Source organism: Paraburkholderia sp. GAS199 (assembly GCF_050436585.1).
Lineage (GTDB): Bacteria > Pseudomonadota > Gammaproteobacteria > Burkholderiales > Burkholderiaceae > Paraburkholderia.
In genome coordinates, this window is record NZ_JBNDMM010000015.1 from 54,545 (window position 1) to 71,735 (window position 17,191).

Sequence of the window (17,191 nt, forward strand, 5' to 3'; positions counted from 1 at the left end):
AGGCATGCAACTTGCATTCCGGCGATACCGGCCTAGTAAGACTAACTTTCCACACCATGCTAACCAAACCCACAGCGGCCCCCCTGCCCCGCCTACACTCCGGCATCGACGGTATCGACAACATCCTGGGCGGCGGCTTCACGCCACACCGGATGTATCTGGTGGAGGGCGCGCCCGGCACTGGTAAAACTACGCTCGCCCTGCAATTCTTACTTAAGGGTGTGGCCGAAAACCAGCGCGGTTTGTACATCACGCTGTCGGAAACGCGCGACGAACTGATCTCCGTCGCCCACAGCCACGGTTGGGACATCAGTGGCTTCACGATTCTCGAACTGTTGTCCGACGAAGGCCTCGACCCGCAATACGAGCAGACCGTTCTGCATCCGGCGGAAGTCGAACTCGGCGAAACGGTTCGTAACGTCATCGAGCAGGTGGAACGGCTGAAACCGGCGCGCATCGTGCTGGACTCGCTGTCGGAATTGCGCCTGCTGTCGCAGAATCCGCTGCGCTACCGGCGTCAGATTCTCGCGCTTAAACGCTACTTCGCAACGCGCGAATGCACGGTGCTGCTGCTCGACGACAACTCCGCCGATCCCGCCGACGTGCAACTGCACAGCATCGCGCACGGCGTGGTGAGCCTCGACAACCTCGTCCACGATTACGGCGGCAACCGGCGCCGAGCGCGCATCGCTAAGATGCGCGGCATCAAGTTCCGCGAGGGCTATCACGACTTCACGCTCGACACCGGCGGCATCCAGGTGTATCCGCGCCTGGTCGCGGCGGAGCATCACACGCCGTTCGAAACCGAAGCGATGAGCACCGGCACGGCGGGTCTCGACGCGCTGCTCGGCGGCGGCCTGATTCCCGGCACGAATGCATTGATGATCGGTCCGTCGGGTGTCGGCAAGACCACGACGGTGGTGTCGTGCCTGATGGCCGCACTGCAGCGCGGCGAGCGCTGCGCCTACTACGTGTTCGACGAAACGCTCGTCACGCTGCTGATTCGTTGTGCGACGCTCGGCATGCATCTCGCCCCTTATGTGGAGAGCGGCCTGCTGACCTTGCGCCAGATCGATCCGGCCGAAATTTCGCCGGGCGAATTCGCCAGCAACGTGCGCGACGCCGTCGAGAAAGACGGCGCGCGTTACGTCGCCATCGACAGCCTGAATGCCTATCTGCAAGCCATGCCGGGCGAACGCTATCTGCTGCTGCAGATGCACGAACTGCTCGGCTATCTGAACCAGCAAGGTGTGATCACGATGCTGGTGCTGGGTCAGCACGGCATCATCGGCGAAGTGCAGAACGACATCGACATCAGCTACCTGAGCGATGTGGTCGTGCTGTTCCGCTATTTCGAGCACCACGGCGAAGTGCTGACGGCCGTCACCGCCGTCAAGAGCCGCGCCAATGCGCACGAGCGCTCGATCCGCCAGTTCCGCCTGGGCAGCGGCGGCGTGGAAGTGGGCGAAGCCTTGCGCGATTTCGAAGGCGTGCTCTCGGGCCTGCCTTCGTATCGCGGCAGCACGGCGCTGTTCGGCGCAACGGACCGCCTCATCGACACTTCCCGGCAATAACGATATGGAGCAACGCGTCCTGATCCTGGCGCCCTTCGGCCGCGACGCCGAGGTGATCGCCGAAGTCCTGAACAAAGACGCCCGTCATAGTGTAGTGTGCCGCGACGCCAATGCCCTCACCGATGCCTTGAACGAAGGCGCGGGCGCCGCGCTGATCGCCGAAGAAGCGTTGGCGAACGGGCACGCCTCGCGCCTGTTCGACTGGCTCGAACAGCAACCCGCGTGGTCCGATTTTCCCTTCACCCTGCTGGCGGGCAACCGCGTCGGCCGGCGCTCCGAACGCAGCCTCGATGTGCTCGAACGGCTCGGCAACGTGGTCGTGCTGGAGCGTCCGCTCAATTCGGAAACGCTGCGGCGCGCGGTGGCGTCGTCGTTGCGCGCGCGCGCGCGGCAATACGAATCGCGCCGCCATCTGGCCGAGCGCATCGAGGCACAAGACGCGCTGGTGCAATTGAACGATTCGCTCGAAAGCCGCATCGCCGAGCGCACCCAGGAACTCGCCGCCGCCAACAACCGGCTGATGATGGAGATCCACGAACGCGCCAAGGTGCAGGCCGTGCTGGTGCAGTCGCAGAAAATGGAAGCGCTCGGCCAGTTGACCGGCGGCATCGCCCATGACTTCAACAATCTGCTGAACGTCATCATGGTCAACGCGGAACTGATCGCGCGGGTCGGCAGCGACGAGCGGATTCGCGCCATGGCGGCCACCGTCAAACGCGCGACCGAGCGCGGCGCGAAACTCACGGGCCAGTTGCTCACTTTCTCGCGCAACAGCAATCTGGATCTGAAAGCCGTCGACGTCGTGGCGCTGCTGCAAGGCATGCGCGACATCATCACCGTCTCGCTCGGCTCAGGAATCCGCTACACCAACGAATTCGACCGCGACGAAATGTGGACCCAGGCCGACGCCAACCAGCTCGAACTGGCCATCCTCAATCTCGCCATCAATGCACGCGACGCCATGCCCAACGGCGGCCAGCTCGGCATTCACGTGAAGGAGCGCAGCGCCCCCGACCAGACGCTCGACGACGGCCGCTACGTGGTGCTCGAAGTGGCCGACACCGGCACGGGTATTCCGGCCGACGTGGTGTCGCGCGTTTTCGATCCGTTCTTCACCACCAAGCCGATCGGCAAAGGCACGGGCCTCGGCCTGAGCCAGGTCTACGGCATCGCGCGACAGGCGGGCGGCACCGCGCGTCTGGTCAGCGAAGAAGGTGTCGGCACCACGGTCGAAATCTGGCTGCCGCTGCGCGAGCGGGTGGCGCCGGAGGCCGAGACGGCTTCGGACGTCGAAGCCAACGCCGTGGGCGAAAAGCGCGTGCTGGTCGTGGAAGACGACAACGAAGTGCGCGCGATGCTGGTCGAGTGTCTGCGCATGCTCGGCTACACCGTGACTGAAGCCGCCGACGGACGTGCCGGACTGAACCGGCTGAAGGACGACAACCCCGATCTGCTGATGGTCGATTTCGCGATGCCGGGCATGAACGGCATCGACGTGATCGCGGAGGCGCGCAAGATGCGCGAGGACTTGCCGGTGATCCTCGCGACCGGTTATGCGGACGTGGATATTTCCGGCCTCGCCGTAAAACGCTGTACGATCCTGCGCAAACCGTTCCAGCTCGACGATCTCGCACGCACCGTGCGGCTCGGGCTGGCGGCCTGACACGAGCGATCCGGTCCATCACCGCAATCTTCCGGCGGAGTGCAGGATGGCATTGCCACAGCGATAACCGTATATGAATCAGAGGCCCAAGAGTGCGCCGTCCGGCCATGCCTTTCTGACCGGCGGCGGCGAAGTCGCCAAGATCATCGCCGGGCGCGACTGGTCGCGCTCGCCGATCGGACCAATCGACACCTGGTCGAGCACGCTCACCAGCACGGTCGCGCTGATCCTGCAATCGCCCGTGCCGATCGTCACGCTGTGGGGCGAGGAAGGCGTGATGCTCTACAACGACGCCTATTCGGTGTTCGCGGGCGGCCGTCATCCGCAACTGCTCGGCTCCAACGTGCGCGAAGGCTGGCCCGAAGTGGCCGACTTCAACGACAACGTGATGAAGGTCGGCCTCGCCGGCCGTACGCTGCGTTACGTGGACCAGGAACTCACGCTGCATCGCAACGGCGTCGGCGAACAGGTGTGGATGAACCTGGACTATTCGCCGATTCGCGACGAGAGCGGCGTGCCCGTCGCGGTCATCGCGATCGTCGTGGAAACCACCGCCAAGGTGCGCGCGGAACGCTGGCTGAGCGGCGAGAGCGAGCGCCTGCGGCGCATGTTCGAACAGGCGCCCGGTTTCATGTCGATGCTAACCGGTCCCGAACACACGTTCGACATGGCCAATGCAGCCTACGCGCAACTGGTGGGCAATCGCAGTCTGATCGGCCGGACCGTGCGCGAGGCGCTGCCGGAACTGATCGACCAGGGCTTCTTCGAACTGCTCGACGACGTCTACCGCACCGGCACGCCGTTCTTCGGCGAGGCGCAACGCGTCACGCTGAACCGTCAGCCGAACGCGACGCCGGAGTTGCGCTATCTCGACTTCGTCTATCAACCGGTGCGCAATGCCGCCGGCGACGTGATGGGCATCTTCGTCCAGGGCACCGACGTCACCGACCGCCTGCTGGCCGAACGCGAACTTTTCGCCAGCGAAGCCAAGTTTCGCGGCTTCGCACAGGCCATTCCGAACCAGGTGTGGTCGGCGCTGCACGACGGCCGGCACGACTGGTTCAACGACCGCGCCTACGAATACTGCGGCGCCCGCCACGGCGCGCTGGACGGCGACAGCTGGAGCGCGTTCGTGCATCCCGACGACGTGGCCCACGCCGAATCGCAATGGCTGCGCTCGGTCGCGCAAGGCTCGACTTTCGAATGCGAGTTCCGCATCCGCCGCACCGACGGCGTGTACCGCTGGCACATCTCGCGCGCCCTGCCGATCCGCGACGACGCCGGCCAGGTGCTGCGCTGGATCGGCACGCACACCGATATCGAAGATCAGAAGTCGGCGGCGCGCGCGCTCGAACGCCTGAACCGCACGCTCGAGCAGCAGGTGGCCGAAAGTACCGCCGACCGCGACCGCATGTGGCGGCTGTCCACCGACATCATGCTCGTCGCGGATTTCCAGTCGATCATCGTCGCGGTCAATCCGGCCTGGACGCAACTGCTGGGCTGGGAACAGAACGAACTGATCGGCCGGACGTTCCTCGAATTCGTCCATCCCGACGACCGCGTCGATACGCTCGCGGAAGTCGGCGAACTGAGCGAAGGCCTGCGCACCTACAAGTTCGTCAACCGTTACCGGCGCCGCGACGGTTCGTACGTGACGCTCTCGTGGACCGCCGTGCCGGACGAGCACTTCATTCACGCAGTGGGACGCGATATCACCGCCGACCGCGATGCCGCCGACGCCTTGCGGCGCACCGAACTCGCGCTCCAGCAGGCGCAGAAGATGGAGACGATCGGCAAGCTGACCGGCGGCGTCGCGCACGACTTCAACAATCTGCTGCAAGTGATTTCGGGCAACCTGCAACTGCTCGCCGCCGACGTGGCCGGCAGCGAGCGCGCCGAGCGGCGCCTCGCCAACGCGCTTGCCGGCGTGAGCCGGGGCGCCCGGCTCGCCAGTCAGTTGCTCGCGTTCGGCCGCCGTCAGGCGCTTGAACCGAAAACCGTGATGATCGGCCGGCTGATCGCCGGCATGGAAGACATGCTGCGCCGCAGTCTCGGCGAGGCGATCGAAATCGAAACCATCATGTCGGCGGGTTTGTGGAACACCTTCGTCGACCCGACCCAGGTGGAAAACGCGATCCTGAATCTGGCGATCAACGCGCGCGACGCCATGGACGGCGCGGGCAAGCTTACGCTCGAAGTCGGCAACGCCTATCTCGACGACGCCTACGCGCGCGAGCACGTCGAAGTGAACGCGGGCCAGTACGTGCTGCTCGCCGTCACCGACACCGGCTGCGGCATGACGCCCGACGTGCTGGCGCAGGCCTACGAACCGTTCTTCACCACCAAGCCCGAGGGCAAGGGCACGGGGCTGGGTTTGTCGATGGTGTATGGCTTCGTCAAGCAGTCGGGCGGCCATATGAAAACCTACAGCGAGCCCGGCCACGGCACGACGGTCAAGCTGTATCTGCCGCGCACGCTCGATCGCGAAGTACTCGCCGCGCCGCCCGAATCGGCGCCGGTGGTCGGTGGCGCGGAAACGATTCTGGTCGTCGAAGACGACGAGCAGGTGCGCACCACCGTGGTCGACATGCTGACGGAGCTCGGCTATCGCGTGCTGAAAGCGAACGACGCGAGCAGCGCACTCGTCGTCATCGAAAGCGGTGTGCCGATCGATCTGCTGTTCACCGACGTCGTCATGCCCGGCGCGCTGCGCAGTCCCGAACTGGCGCGCAAGGCGCGCGAGCGGATGCCGAATCTCGCCGTGCTGTTCACCTCGGGCTATACGGAGAATTCGATCGTGCACGGCGGCCGTCTCGACGCCGGTGTCGAACTGTTGAGCAAGCCGTACACGAGAGAAGCGCTGGCGCGCAAGGTGCGCCATGTGCTCGCCAACGAACGCCAGCGCGGCACGCCGACCACCAGCGCCAGCCAGCCGGCCAATCGCGCGACGCGTCCGCTGGTGCCGGGTGTCGAGTCGCCTGCGCGCCGCCTGTCCATTCTGTTCGTCGACGACGACGCGCTGATTCGCGCCGCCACCTGCGAATTGCTGCGCGACATGGGACACCTCGTTCACGAGGCCGGCAACGGCGAAGCCGCGTTGCAACTGCTGCACACGCTGCCGTTCGATCTGCTCATTACGGATGTCGGATTGCCGGGCATGCCCGGCGACGTGCTGGCGGAACACGCGCGGGCCGCGCGTCGCGAATTGAAGGTGGTGTTCGCGACGGGCGCGGATCACGTGCCGACGCCGCCGGGCTGCTGGCTGCTGCGCAAACCCTACGACACGGTGACGCTCGAAGCGGTGTTGCGCCAGATCGGCTAACGCCGTATCGAGCGACCGGACGCATCAGCGCACGCAGTTGCGTCCCGCCGTTTTGGCTTCGTAGAGCGCTTTGTCGGCGGCGCTCAGCAACGCCTGCAGGCTCGCGCACGATTCGCCGAGCGTGGCGCAACCGAGGCTCACCGTCACCCGCACCTCGCCCGCCGATGTCTCGACGCGCGCCGCCTCGATCGCCACGCGCAAACGCTCGGCCACCTGCCGCGCCGCCGCCGCGCCGATGCCGCTCAACAGCAGCGCGAACTCCTCGCCGCCCAGTCGCGCCAGCATGTCTTGCGGACGCAGCGTCTGCCGTGCTTCGCTCACGATCCGCTTGAGCACCTCGTCGCCGGCGGGGTGGCCCGCCGTGTCGTTGATGCGCTTGAAGTGATCGGCGTCGAGCATGACGATCGACAACGCTTCGCCGTTGCGCTGCGCCCGCGCAATTTCCGCTTCGGCGGTTTCGAAGAAATGCGCGCGGCTCGACGCGCCGGTCAGGTGATCGGTGGTCAGCAGACGTTTCAAATTGTCGGCGGTGATCTTGCGCTCGGTGATATCGCGCAGCACGACCGAGTAGCCGCTGAATACGCCGTCTTCTTCGCGCAGCACCGCGACCAGAATTTGCCCCCAGTAGCGCTGGCCGTCACGCGTTTCGCACCAGCATTCTTCGACATGCCAGCCCTGGTCGCGCGCAAAGGCGAGATGCTCGGGCGAGCGATGCGGCGGAAATTGCCCCGGCGCGAAGAAACGCGACAACGTGTGACCCAGCGCTTCCTCTTCACCGTAACCCGTCACGCGCTCGACCGAGGTGTTCCAGCTTTCCACGCGGCCATGCTGGTCGAGCGTGAAAAACGAAAAGTCCTTCACGTTCGTGTAGATCGCGGCGAGCCACGACTCGGTCTGGCGCGCGCGCCGGTCGGCCGCGACCTGACGCGAGATGTCGGTGAGCACGGTCATCAGCAGATCGGCGCCGATCTTGAAGACCGAGCACGACAACACGACGGCGCGCTCGTGCGCCGGCGTGACGAACACGTGATGGTTCTCGCACACCGGTCCGCGCTCGGCCGTGAAGCGCTGCACGAGATGACGCAACTCGGGCGCGACCGACGCCAGGCTGTCGAAGATATTGTCGATGCTGTGCGCGCCGACCAGCGGCATCAGCAATTGCGCGGCGAGCGGGTTCATCATGTCGATGGTGCCCGCGGCGTTGCTGCGCACGAGCCCGACCGGCGACATGTACATGAACGAGAGCAGCGCCTCGTGTTCCGCCTGAAGTTCGTCGTCGGCTTCGCTGGCGGACTTCACTGCGCGCCTTGCCGGTCGACCAGCACGAAGCGGGTCGCGCCCGCCTCCGCTTGCAGCAGACGCAAGCGCACCGGCGTCGGCCGCATGCGCAAGGTCAGCACGTAGGGCAGCGTGGCGTCGAGCCGGGGTTCGTCTTCGAAACGCTGCGCCACCATGAAGTTGTTCATGCACGGCGCGACTTCCACGAACAGATGGCGGCCGACCACATTGGCTGCCCGCAAACCCGCGCCCGCCGATTCGAACGCGTTGTACACGGTGACGAGACCCTCGGCGTCGAAACCGATCACGCCGAACGGCAACGCGTCGAGCGTGGGCTGGTCGGCGGCATGGAGTGTCGCGAACGACACACTGTCGAATTCATGAATCACGTTGGCTTCCCGTTGATTGCGCCAGCTTGCGAACCCGATGCGCGCACAACCGGCTGGCCGGCGCACGATCCGCTGTCTCGCCGCTGTTTTGCAGACACGAGCGCTAAATCGTCCACCGGCTAACAGCATGGTTAACGGCATCGTTTCGTCTGATTTTAGATGACTCACCCGCCGACACGCTCCAGGGAGTGCACTCGGTTTCTTCATAAAAAATTCAAATTCAATAGTTTGCTAACGAATATTTAGGCCATACAATGGCGGCCATGTCGAATCTCGATGCCCTGCGCCGCACCGTCAGCAGTACTTTGGTCGTCGCCGCCAGAAAATGGCGGCGCACGAGTCATGGCGTGCTTGCGACCTTCAACGTCTCCGAAGCGTGCGCCACGCCGCTGCTCACCGCCAGCCGCCTCGGCGCCGCGGTGCGTCAGGTGACGCTGGCCGATCACGTCGGCATCGAAGGGCCGTCGCTCGTGCGTCTGCTCGATCAGCTCTGCGCGGCCGGTCTGATGCGCCGCGACGAAGATCCCGAAGACCGCCGCGCCAAAACCGTGGTGCTGACCGAAGAAGGCCGCGCCGTCACCGCAAAGATGGAAGAAGAACTCGTGACGCTGCGCGCCCAGGCACTCAAAGGCATCTCGCGCAGCGACCTCGAAGCGACGCTGCGCGTACTGGCCGCTTTCACCGCGGACGCCGGCGAGCGCGACGATCCGCCGTCAGGTCAGGCCGCCCCGCGCGATCCGGCATAAAGGTTTATGGTCTATCCCACTCTTCGCGACTGGCTGTTCTCGGTCAAGACTTTCGCTGCGGCGATGATCGCGCTGTATATCGGTCTCGCGCTCGAATTGCCGCGCCCCTATTGGGCCATGGCGACGGTCTACATCGTGTCGAATCCGTTCGTCGGCGCGACCCGTTCCAAGGCGCTGTATCGCGCGCTGGGCACGGCGCTCGGCGCGTCGGCCGCGGTGCTGCTGGTGCCGCCGTTCGTCGAGTCGCCGTATCTGTTCAGCGTGGTGGTCGCGCTATGGACCGGCACGCTGCTCTACCTCGCCGTCGCCGACCGCACCGCGCGCAGCTACGTGTTCATGCTCGCGGCCTACACCATGCCGATCATCGCGCTGCCTTCGGTGACCAACCCCGACGGCGTGTTCGACCTCGCGATCAGCCGCACCGAAGAAATCCTGCTCGGCATCACCTGCGCGAGCATCGTCGGCAGTTCGCTGTTTCCGAGCCGGCTCGCGCCCACCATCATCGAACGCACCGACGCCTGGTTTCGCGACGCCGCTTTCTACGCAAGCGAAACGCTGTCCGGGCGCATCGCCGGCTCGGCCATTTCCAGCGCGCGCCAGCGGCTCGCGGCCACCGTCAACGGCCTGGAACTGCTGCTGAGCCAGCTTTCCTACGATCACACGCGGCCCGACGTGCTCGCCCGCAGCTACGAGTTGCGCGGACGCATGCAACTGTTCCTGCCGATCATGTCGTCGCTCGCCGATCCGCTGCTCGCGCTCTACAACAGCGGACGGCAAAGCTGGCCGGAAGACCTCGAGGCGCTGCTCAACGACGTCATCAAGTGGTTCAACGCGCCGCTGCCGGCCGCCAGCAAGGGCGATCAACCCGATCTCGCCGCCGACGCCCTGCGCGCGCGAATCGCCACGATGCAACCGCCGCCGGCCGCGGTGGTCACGTGGGAAGGCGCGCTGCTGTCGAACGCTTTATGGCGTATGAAACAGGTGATCGACGTGTGGCAGGACTGCCGTTCGCTGCGCATCATCATCACGCGCGAAGACGGTTCGTGGCGGCCGCGCTTCCGTCACTGGCGCCTGGGCGGCACCGACCGCTTCTTCGATCGCGGCATCATGCTGTTCTCGACTGTCTCGGCGGGCGCGGCCGTGGTGCTGGCCTGCGCACTGTGGATCAGTTCCGGCTGGGCCGACGGCGCGAGCGCGGTGACGCTGGCCGCGGTGGCCTGCTGCTTCTTCGCGGCGCTCGACGAACCCGCGCCATTCGTTTTCAAGTTCTTTCTCGCGACGGCGGTCAGCGTGGTGGCGGCCGGCATCTATCTGTTCGCCGTGCTGCCGCACGTGCACGACTTCCCGATGCTGGTGGTGCTGTTCGCCGCGCCGTTCATTCTGGTCGGCACGCTGATTCCGCGTCCGCAATTCAACATGGTCACGGTGCTGGTGGCGGTCAACACGGCGACCTTCATCAGCATTCAGGATGCTTACTCGGCGGACTTCCTGATCTTCCTGAACAGCAACATCGCCGGTCTGGCGGGTCTGCTCTACGCCTATCTGTGGACGCGCGTCACACGGCCGTTCGGCGCCGAACTCGCGGCCTCGCGGCTGTTGCGTTCGAGTTGGGCCGACGTCGCGCTCACCGCGTCGACACGCCCGATCGAAGATCCGCGCAATCTCGCCGCGCGCATGCTCGACCGTCTGATGCAACTGATTCCGCGCCTCGCCGCCACCGACGACAATCGCCATCCGTCGATCGAAAGCTTCCGCGATCTGCGCATCGCCTTCAACGCGCTCGACCTGCGCCGTCTGACCCGCAAGCTCGGTGGCGAAGCGCCGGTCGCGATCGATCAGGTGCTCGACCACGTGCGTCAGTATTTCGAAAGCTGTGTCGAGCGGCGCGCGCGTCAGCCGGTGCCGGACAGCCTGATGGCATCGATCGACGCCGCCGTGGCGCGCGTCAACGCGCAAGGTCTCGCCAATGCCGGCACGCCCGGCCCGACTTCGCAAACGTCCGCGCGGCATCTGCGCGAAGCGCTGCATGCGCTGGTCGGCTTGCGTCTTTCGCTGTTTCCGGCCACGCTCACGACACCGACGCCGCCCGAACCGGAGGCCGCTGCGTAATGCAAACCTTTCGCCGCTCCTGCCCCTGCCGGCGTAAGCACCTCGTCGCTACCGCGGCGCCGCTTCGGCGCCCGCGTGGCGTCACCGTTTTCCTGTCCTTTTCTACTCTCCGCGATGATCGGTGAAATCGATATCTTCGGCGTGTTCGTGCCGGCCGTGCTGGTCCTGATGCTGATCGCCTATCTGATCAACCTCGCGATCCGCACGGTGCTCGGCCGCGTCGGTTTTTACCGCTTCGTCTGGCACCGTTCCATTTTCGATCTCGGCATTTATGTGCTGGTGCTGGGCCTTGTCGTCGTCGTTTCGCACAGACTAATAACGTGAAAAAAACCTGGTTCTCCGTCGGTCAGATTCTGCTGACCCTGATCGTCGTCGTGATCGCGGCCTTCGTGCTGTGGAAACTGGTCGGCTACTACATGTTCGCGCCCTGGACGCGCGACGGTCACGTGCGGGCCGACATCATCCAGGTCGCGCCGGACGTCTCCGGACTCATCTCGTCGGTCGAAGTCGCGGACAACCAGCAGGTCAAGCAAGGCCAGGTGCTGTTCAAGATCGACGAAGCCCGCTACGAACTCGCGCTGCGTCAGGCGCAGGCCACCGCGCAGCAACGCCGCGCCACGCTCGATCAGGCGCGCCGCGAAGACGCCCGCAACCGCAAGCTCGGCAACCTGGTCGCGGCCGAAATCTCGGAAGAAAGCCGCTCGCGAGTCGAGCAGGGCGAAGCCGCACTCGCCGACGCGAACGTCGCGATCGACACGGCGCGTCTCAATCTGCAGCGCTCCACGATTCATAGTCCGGTAGACGGTTATCTGAACGACCGCGCGCCGCGCGTCGGCGAATTCGCGTCGTCCGGCCGTGCGGTGCTGGCGGTGGTCGATCTGCATTCGTTCCGCGTGGATGGCTATTTCGAGGAAACCAAGATGCGCGGCATCGACATCGGCCAGCCGGTCGATATCAACGTGATGGGCGAGCCCGGCGTGCTGCGCGGTCACGTGCAGAGCATCGTCGCCGCTATCGAAGACCGCGACCGCACGCAGGGCGCGAACCTGCTGCCGAACGTGAATCCGGCGTTCAGCTGGGTGCGTCTCGCGCAACGGATTCCGGTTCGCGTTGCGCTCGACGAAATTCCCGCCGACTTCCGTCTGATCGCGGGACGTACCGCCACCGTCTCGGTGCGCGATCTGTCGCCGACCGGCAAGCCGCTCAAGGCGGCGGGCGCGTCGGGCGCCGTGGCGAGTTCGAGCGCGTCCGAAGTCGCACCGGTTCCCGTGGCGCCGACCGCGCCGACGGCGTCCATCGCGCATCCGGCATCGGCCGCTGTCACGTCGGGCGCCTCGCAATGAAGCTGTCGCGCGCCCTGCCCTTATTGTCGTTGCTGCCGCTATTGCCGCTGGTCGCGGCGCTCGACGGCTGCATGAACGTCGGCCCGAATTATTCGTTGCCGCAGCAGGCGCTGGTCAATGCGCCGCTCGCCAACGCGCCCATCGAAGGCGCCGATACGACGCTGACCACGCGCCGGAACGTGCCCGCCGTGTGGTGGAAACTCTACGACGATCCCGTGCTGAACGGTCTCGTGGACGAGGCGCTGCAATCGAATACCGACTTGCGCGTCGCGGCCGCGAACCTCGCGCGCTCGCGTGAAGCGCTCGGCGTGGCGCAGGCGCAGGGCGGCTTTTCCGGCAAGACGTCCGCCGCGTTCGAACGCGCGCAGGAGTCGGCCGAACAATATCTGCTGTTCAGCAAGTTGCCGGTTGCCAACGAAGGCGACATCGGCATCAGCATCAACTACGAGATCGATCTGTTCGGCAAACTTCGGCGCGGCGTGGAAGCGGCGCAAGCCGACACCGAAGCCGTGCAGGCCGCCGGCGACCTCGCGCGCATCACCGTGGTCGCGGACGTGGTGCGCTCCTACGTCGAGCAATGTTCGGCGGCGGAAGAACTCGAGATCGCGCAGCAGTCGCTCGCCTTGCAGAAGCAGCGCGTGGACGTATCGCGGCGTCTGCGTGACGCGGGGCGCGGCAATCAGCCCGACGTGACGCGCGGACAAACCCAGGTCGATACGTTGTCGGCGGATATTCCGCGTTACACGGCGCGTCGCAAGATCGCGCAATACCGGCTTGCCGCGCTGCTGGCGCGCGCGCCGTCCGATCTGCCGCCCGCCGTGCTGGCCTGCAAGCGGCTGCCGCAAATTCGTCAGCCGATTCCGGTCGGCGATGGCGCCGCGCTGCTCAAGCGCCGTCCCGACGTGCGCGAAGCCGAGCGTCAGCTGGCGGCTTCGACGGCACGCATCGGCGTCGCGACCGGCGCGCTCTATCCGACCGTGAGCATCGGCGCGTCGGCGGGCCTGACCGGTATCCTCGAAGACCTCGGCACCTCGCCGACCGCCCGCTGGGGTTTCGGTCCGCTGATCAGCTGGACCTTCCCGGCCAACGGCGCGCGCGGACGTGTGCGCGAAGCGGCGGCTTCAAGCCAGGTGGCGCTCGCCAAATTCGACGGCGTGGTGCTGACCGCGTTGCGCGAAACCGAAACCAATCTCGCCACCTATTCCTCCGACTACGCCCGCGCCGACGCGCTGCACGCCGCGCTGAAATCGGCCACCGAATCGGCCAACGAAACGCACCAGCTCTATCAGGCCGGACGCGAGTCGTTCATCTCCGACCTGGACGCCACGCGTACGCTCACCTCGACACGTTCACAGGTCGCCGCCGCCGAAGGTCAGGTCGCGATCGATCAGGTGAACCTGTTCCTCGCACTGGGCGGTGGTTGGGAAATGGATCCGCAGGCGGCGAGCGCGGATTCCGCGGCCGGAGCGTCTGCGCCGAAGGTGGTGCCGGCAGTCGTGCCCACAACCGCCGTCAAAGCGCAGTGAATGCACGGTGGACGCGCCATGAGCGATTGCCGCTGCGGGTAAATCGCTATTATTGAGAAGCTTTCTTTTAGCTTTCAGTTCGTGTTAAATACAGCCCATCTACACCACACGTTACGGGGCATGTATGTCGCAATTCATGAAGAGTTTCGCTGCATTGGGCGGCTGTATCGGCGTCTTTACGATGGTCGTCGCCGTCGTGGAAACGCTGGCGAACTGAAGTGAAGTGAACGCCAGGCGGCCGGTGCGTGCGCATGACGCTTTACGCGTGCCGCCGCTTCGCCGCCTGATGAATTGCCGCCCGCACTCGCGGATAGGTGCCGCAACGGCACACGATGTTGCTCATGGCCGCGTCGATATCGGCGTCGGTGGGGTCCGGATGCTGTTTGAGCAACGCGCACGCGGCCATCAGTTGAGCGCTCTGGCAGTAGCCGCACTGCACGACATCGAGATCGATCCACGCCGCTTTCAACGCCTGCGCTTCGGGGCCCTGCACGCCTTCTATCGTGGTGATTTTCTGCGCATGCAGGCTCGACATGAGCGTCTGGCAGGCGAGTCCCGCCTTACCGTCCAGATGGATCGTGCAGGCCCCGCAGATGCCCACGCCGCAGCCGAACTTGGTGCCCGTCATGCCGAGGTCGCAACGCAGCACCCAGAGCAGCGGCATGTCTGGCTCGGCTTGCACCGCCACGGCGCGGCCATTGATATTCAGCGATCCCATACGTCCTCCTTCTCGATGACTCGCGTCAGGCCAGCTTCAACGGCAACGAACGCAAACGCTGACCGGTCAGCGCGAACACCGCGTTGGCGATAGCGGGCGCAACCGGCGGCACGCCGGGTTCTCCCACGCCTTGTGGATGCAGCTGACTCGGCATGATGTCGGTGTCGATCACCGGGCAATCGTTCATTCGCACCACGGGAAAGTTGAGGAAGTTCTGCTGCTGCACCTTGCCGCCGACAATCGTGATTTCGTCCTGCAAGGCAGTGGAGAGTCCGAACACGATGCCGCTCTCCATCTGCTGACGGATCAGGTTCGGATTCACCGGCAAACCGCAGTCGATCACGCAGACCACGCGATGCACGCGAATCTGCCTGGCCGGCCCGAGCGAGACCTCCGCCACCTGCGCGACCACGCTGCCGAACGCCTCGTGCAGCGCCACGCCGCGCGCTGTCGGCGCACCGTCGGCGGCGCGGCCAGGCGGTCGTCCCCACGCCGACAAATCCGCCACGCGACGCAATACGGCCAGATGCCGGGGATGCCGCGCGAGCAGCGCGGCACGAAACGCAACCGGGTCCTGCCCGACGGCGGCAGCGATTTCGTCGGTGAAACTCTCGGTGAAAAAGGCCTGATGCGAATGCCCGACCGAGCGCCAGAAACCGATCGGCACCGGCAAATCGACGATCTCGTGCGCCACGCGCGCGGCGGGCCATTCGTACGGTTGATCGAACGCGCCTTCGCACGTAGTTTTGTCGATCGGAATGCGCGGCACGCCGTAGTAACGCGACAACGATTCCGGCACGATGGCCTGACTCGCCGACGTGCTGCGCCACGCGATCAGTCTGCCGTTCTTGTCGAGCCCGGCTTTCAGACGCGACACGCAGGCGGGCCGGTAGAAGTCGTGCGTGAAATCCTGCGCGCGCGACCAGACGGTTTGCACCGGACGTCCGCCGCCCTCGCGCGCAATCGCCGCTGCCTGCGCGATGAAATCGAGTTCGAGCCTGCGCCCGAATGCGCCGCCGAGCAGTTGCGACTGGATGTCGACCTTGTCGGCGTCGATGTCGAGCACTTTGGCGACGTGTTGCCGCGCGAGCGCCGGCATCTGCGTGGAGACCCACACGGTGGCCGCGCCGTCCGCGACCTGCACGGTGCAGTTCACCGGCTCGACCGCGCCATGCGCGAGATACGGCGCGCGATATTCCGCGTCGATCACGCGCGCGGCGCCACGCATCGCGGCTTCGACATCGCCTGCATGGTAGTACGCGTGACCGTCGCCGTGATCGAGCGCGCTCGCCAACTGGTTCAGCACGTCGGCGCTCGACAGGTTCGCGGCGCCGCCTTCGTTCCACGTCACCTGGATCGCGTTGACCGCGTTCATCGCGCGAAACGGATTGCTGGCAATCACCGCGACGCCACCGGATCCGCCGCTATACGGCGCAACCGCAAACGCCTTGACGACGCCGGGCATGCCGATTGTCTTCGACGCGTCGAAATGCGCGACCGTGCCGCTCAGAGTCGGGCACATCACGACGCTGGCGTAGAGCAGTTCGTCGGGCAGCGCGTCGATGCCGAACCGCGCCGTGCCGTTGATTTTCGACGCCGCCTCGATGCGCCGTAGCGGCTTGCCGATCAGTGTGAAGTCGGCGGGATTCTTCAGCGCGATCTTGCGCGGCAGCGCCTGCTGCGCGGCCTGCGCCGACAGTTCGCCATAGCTCGCCCGATGGCCCGACGCATGCCGCACGAAGCCGCCTTGCGTGCGGCACTCGTCAGGCGGCACTTTCCATTGCGCAGCGGCCGCGCCGATCAGCATGGCGCGCGCCGACGCGCCCGCTTCACGCATCGGCGTCCAGAGATCGTTGATGCTGGACGACCCGCCCGTCATCATCGTGCCCGCTTCGCGCACCAGCTTGCGCGTCATCCACACCACCGCGCGCTTGAGTTCGCTGTCATCGTCGGGGCGAAACGGCAGATCGTCGATGATGTTCTGCACGCTGTTATAGATCTTGTCGATCGGCGAATTCTCGACGCGAACCTGCGACCAGTCGGCGTCGAGTTCTTCGGCGAGCAGCATGGCGAGGCCGGTGTGGATGCCCTGGCCCATTTCCGCCTTGCTCATCATGATCGTCACGCGATTGTCGGCGGATATCTTGACCCAACCGTTGAGCGGTACCTGCGTGCCTTCCACGGGCAAGGGCATCGCGGCCGTCAGACGCTGCGCGGGCGGCAACACCGACCAGCCGACCAGCAACGCGCCGAAGGCGCCGGCACCGCCGAGCAGAAAGGTTCTGCGCTTGACCATGTCATGACTCGAAGAGCGTGCGCGACGACGGAATAAGGAGCCGGTGCGCCGGCGCAGGCAGCATGCTTCGGAGCACGGGCGTCGAACTTTCGCTGTGGAACACAACTAAGACGCGCGAGCGGCGGCCCGACTTAAACGCACGGTTCAAAGCCACGCGCAGCGGGCGCGCGGCCGCGCCGGCAAGCCGTGTGCCGTTTCATTAAATGTCATGGGATGATGCAGCGCAC

At 65.5% G+C, this 17,191-nt stretch carries 12 protein-coding genes; 8 read left to right on the forward strand and 4 right to left on the reverse strand.

Features of this window, described 5'->3' with window-relative positions; all coding sequences use genetic code 11:
• Window positions 1-56 precede the first annotated feature (56 nt).
• From P3T18_RS36075 to P3T18_RS36085, 3 genes are all read left to right on the forward strand, one after another.
• Window positions 57-1,574 carry an ATPase domain-containing protein gene (locus tag P3T18_RS36075; protein ID WP_429304728.1) on the forward strand — a complete coding sequence of 506 codons (1,518 nt, stop codon included), beginning with the start codon at window positions 57-59 and terminating at the stop codon, window positions 1,572-1,574.
• A 4-nt stretch (window positions 1,575-1,578) separates the two neighbouring features.
• Window positions 1,579-3,237: an ATP-binding protein gene (locus tag P3T18_RS36080; protein WP_429304729.1), complete on the forward strand. Its 1,659-nt coding sequence runs from the start codon at window positions 1,579-1,581 to the stop codon at window positions 3,235-3,237.
• 73 nt (window positions 3,238-3,310) lie between these two features.
• Window positions 3,311-6,559, forward strand: coding sequence for a PAS domain S-box protein (locus tag P3T18_RS36085; protein WP_429304730.1), 3,249 nt, complete (start codon window positions 3,311-3,313; stop codon window positions 6,557-6,559).
• 24 nt (window positions 6,560-6,583) lie between these two features.
• On the opposite strand, the gene P3T18_RS36090 is transcribed toward P3T18_RS36085, so the two are convergent.
• Together P3T18_RS36090 and P3T18_RS36095 are read right to left on the reverse strand one after the other, a co-directional pair.
• The gene (locus P3T18_RS36090; protein ID WP_429304731.1) at window positions 6,584-7,858 is read right to left on the reverse strand and encodes a sensor domain-containing diguanylate cyclase; all 1,275 of its coding nucleotides are present in this window, start codon (window positions 7,856-7,858) and stop codon (window positions 6,584-6,586) included.
• Window positions 7,855-8,226: a phosphonate transporter gene (locus P3T18_RS36095; protein ID WP_429304732.1), complete on the reverse strand. Its 372-nt coding sequence runs from the start codon at window positions 8,224-8,226 to the stop codon at window positions 7,855-7,857. The genes P3T18_RS36090 and P3T18_RS36095 overlap by 4 nt, the downstream gene beginning before the upstream one ends.
• A gap of 263 nt (window positions 8,227-8,489) precedes the next feature.
• Between P3T18_RS36095 and P3T18_RS36100 the strand changes: the two genes are divergently transcribed.
• From P3T18_RS36100 to P3T18_RS36120, 5 genes are all read left to right on the forward strand, one after another.
• Window positions 8,490-8,972 (forward strand): MarR family winged helix-turn-helix transcriptional regulator, encoded by a 483-nt coding sequence (locus tag P3T18_RS36100; RefSeq protein WP_429304733.1) that lies wholly within the window; start codon window positions 8,490-8,492, stop codon window positions 8,970-8,972.
• Window positions 8,973-8,978: 6 nt separating this feature from the next.
• The gene (locus tag P3T18_RS36105) at window positions 8,979-11,081 is read left to right on the forward strand and encodes an FUSC family protein (protein WP_429304734.1); all 2,103 of its coding nucleotides are present in this window, start codon (window positions 8,979-8,981) and stop codon (window positions 11,079-11,081) included.
• A 114-nt stretch (window positions 11,082-11,195) separates the two neighbouring features.
• Window positions 11,196-11,405: a DUF1656 domain-containing protein gene (locus P3T18_RS36110; RefSeq protein ID WP_408497895.1), complete on the forward strand. Its 210-nt coding sequence runs from the start codon at window positions 11,196-11,198 to the stop codon at window positions 11,403-11,405.
• Window positions 11,402-12,424: an efflux RND transporter periplasmic adaptor subunit gene (locus P3T18_RS36115; RefSeq protein ID WP_429304735.1), complete on the forward strand. Its 1,023-nt coding sequence runs from the start codon at window positions 11,402-11,404 to the stop codon at window positions 12,422-12,424. Before P3T18_RS36110 ends, P3T18_RS36115 begins: the two co-directional genes overlap by 4 nt.
• Window positions 12,421-13,950, forward strand: coding sequence for an efflux transporter outer membrane subunit (locus tag P3T18_RS36120; RefSeq protein WP_429304736.1), 1,530 nt, complete (start codon window positions 12,421-12,423; stop codon window positions 13,948-13,950). The genes P3T18_RS36115 and P3T18_RS36120 overlap by 4 nt, the downstream gene beginning before the upstream one ends.
• A 259-nt stretch (window positions 13,951-14,209) precedes the next feature.
• Here the strand turns inward: P3T18_RS36120 and P3T18_RS36125 are convergent, their stop codons facing one another.
• Together P3T18_RS36125 and P3T18_RS36130 are read right to left on the reverse strand one after the other, a co-directional pair.
• A complete protein-coding gene (locus tag P3T18_RS36125; protein WP_429304737.1) occupies window positions 14,210-14,668 on the reverse strand; it encodes a (2Fe-2S)-binding protein in 459 nt (152 codons plus the stop codon).
• 25 nt (window positions 14,669-14,693) lie between these two features.
• Window positions 14,694-16,964, reverse strand: coding sequence for a molybdopterin cofactor-binding domain-containing protein (locus P3T18_RS36130; protein ID WP_429304738.1), 2,271 nt, complete (start codon window positions 16,962-16,964; stop codon window positions 14,694-14,696).
• Window positions 16,965-17,191 lie beyond the last annotated feature (227 nt).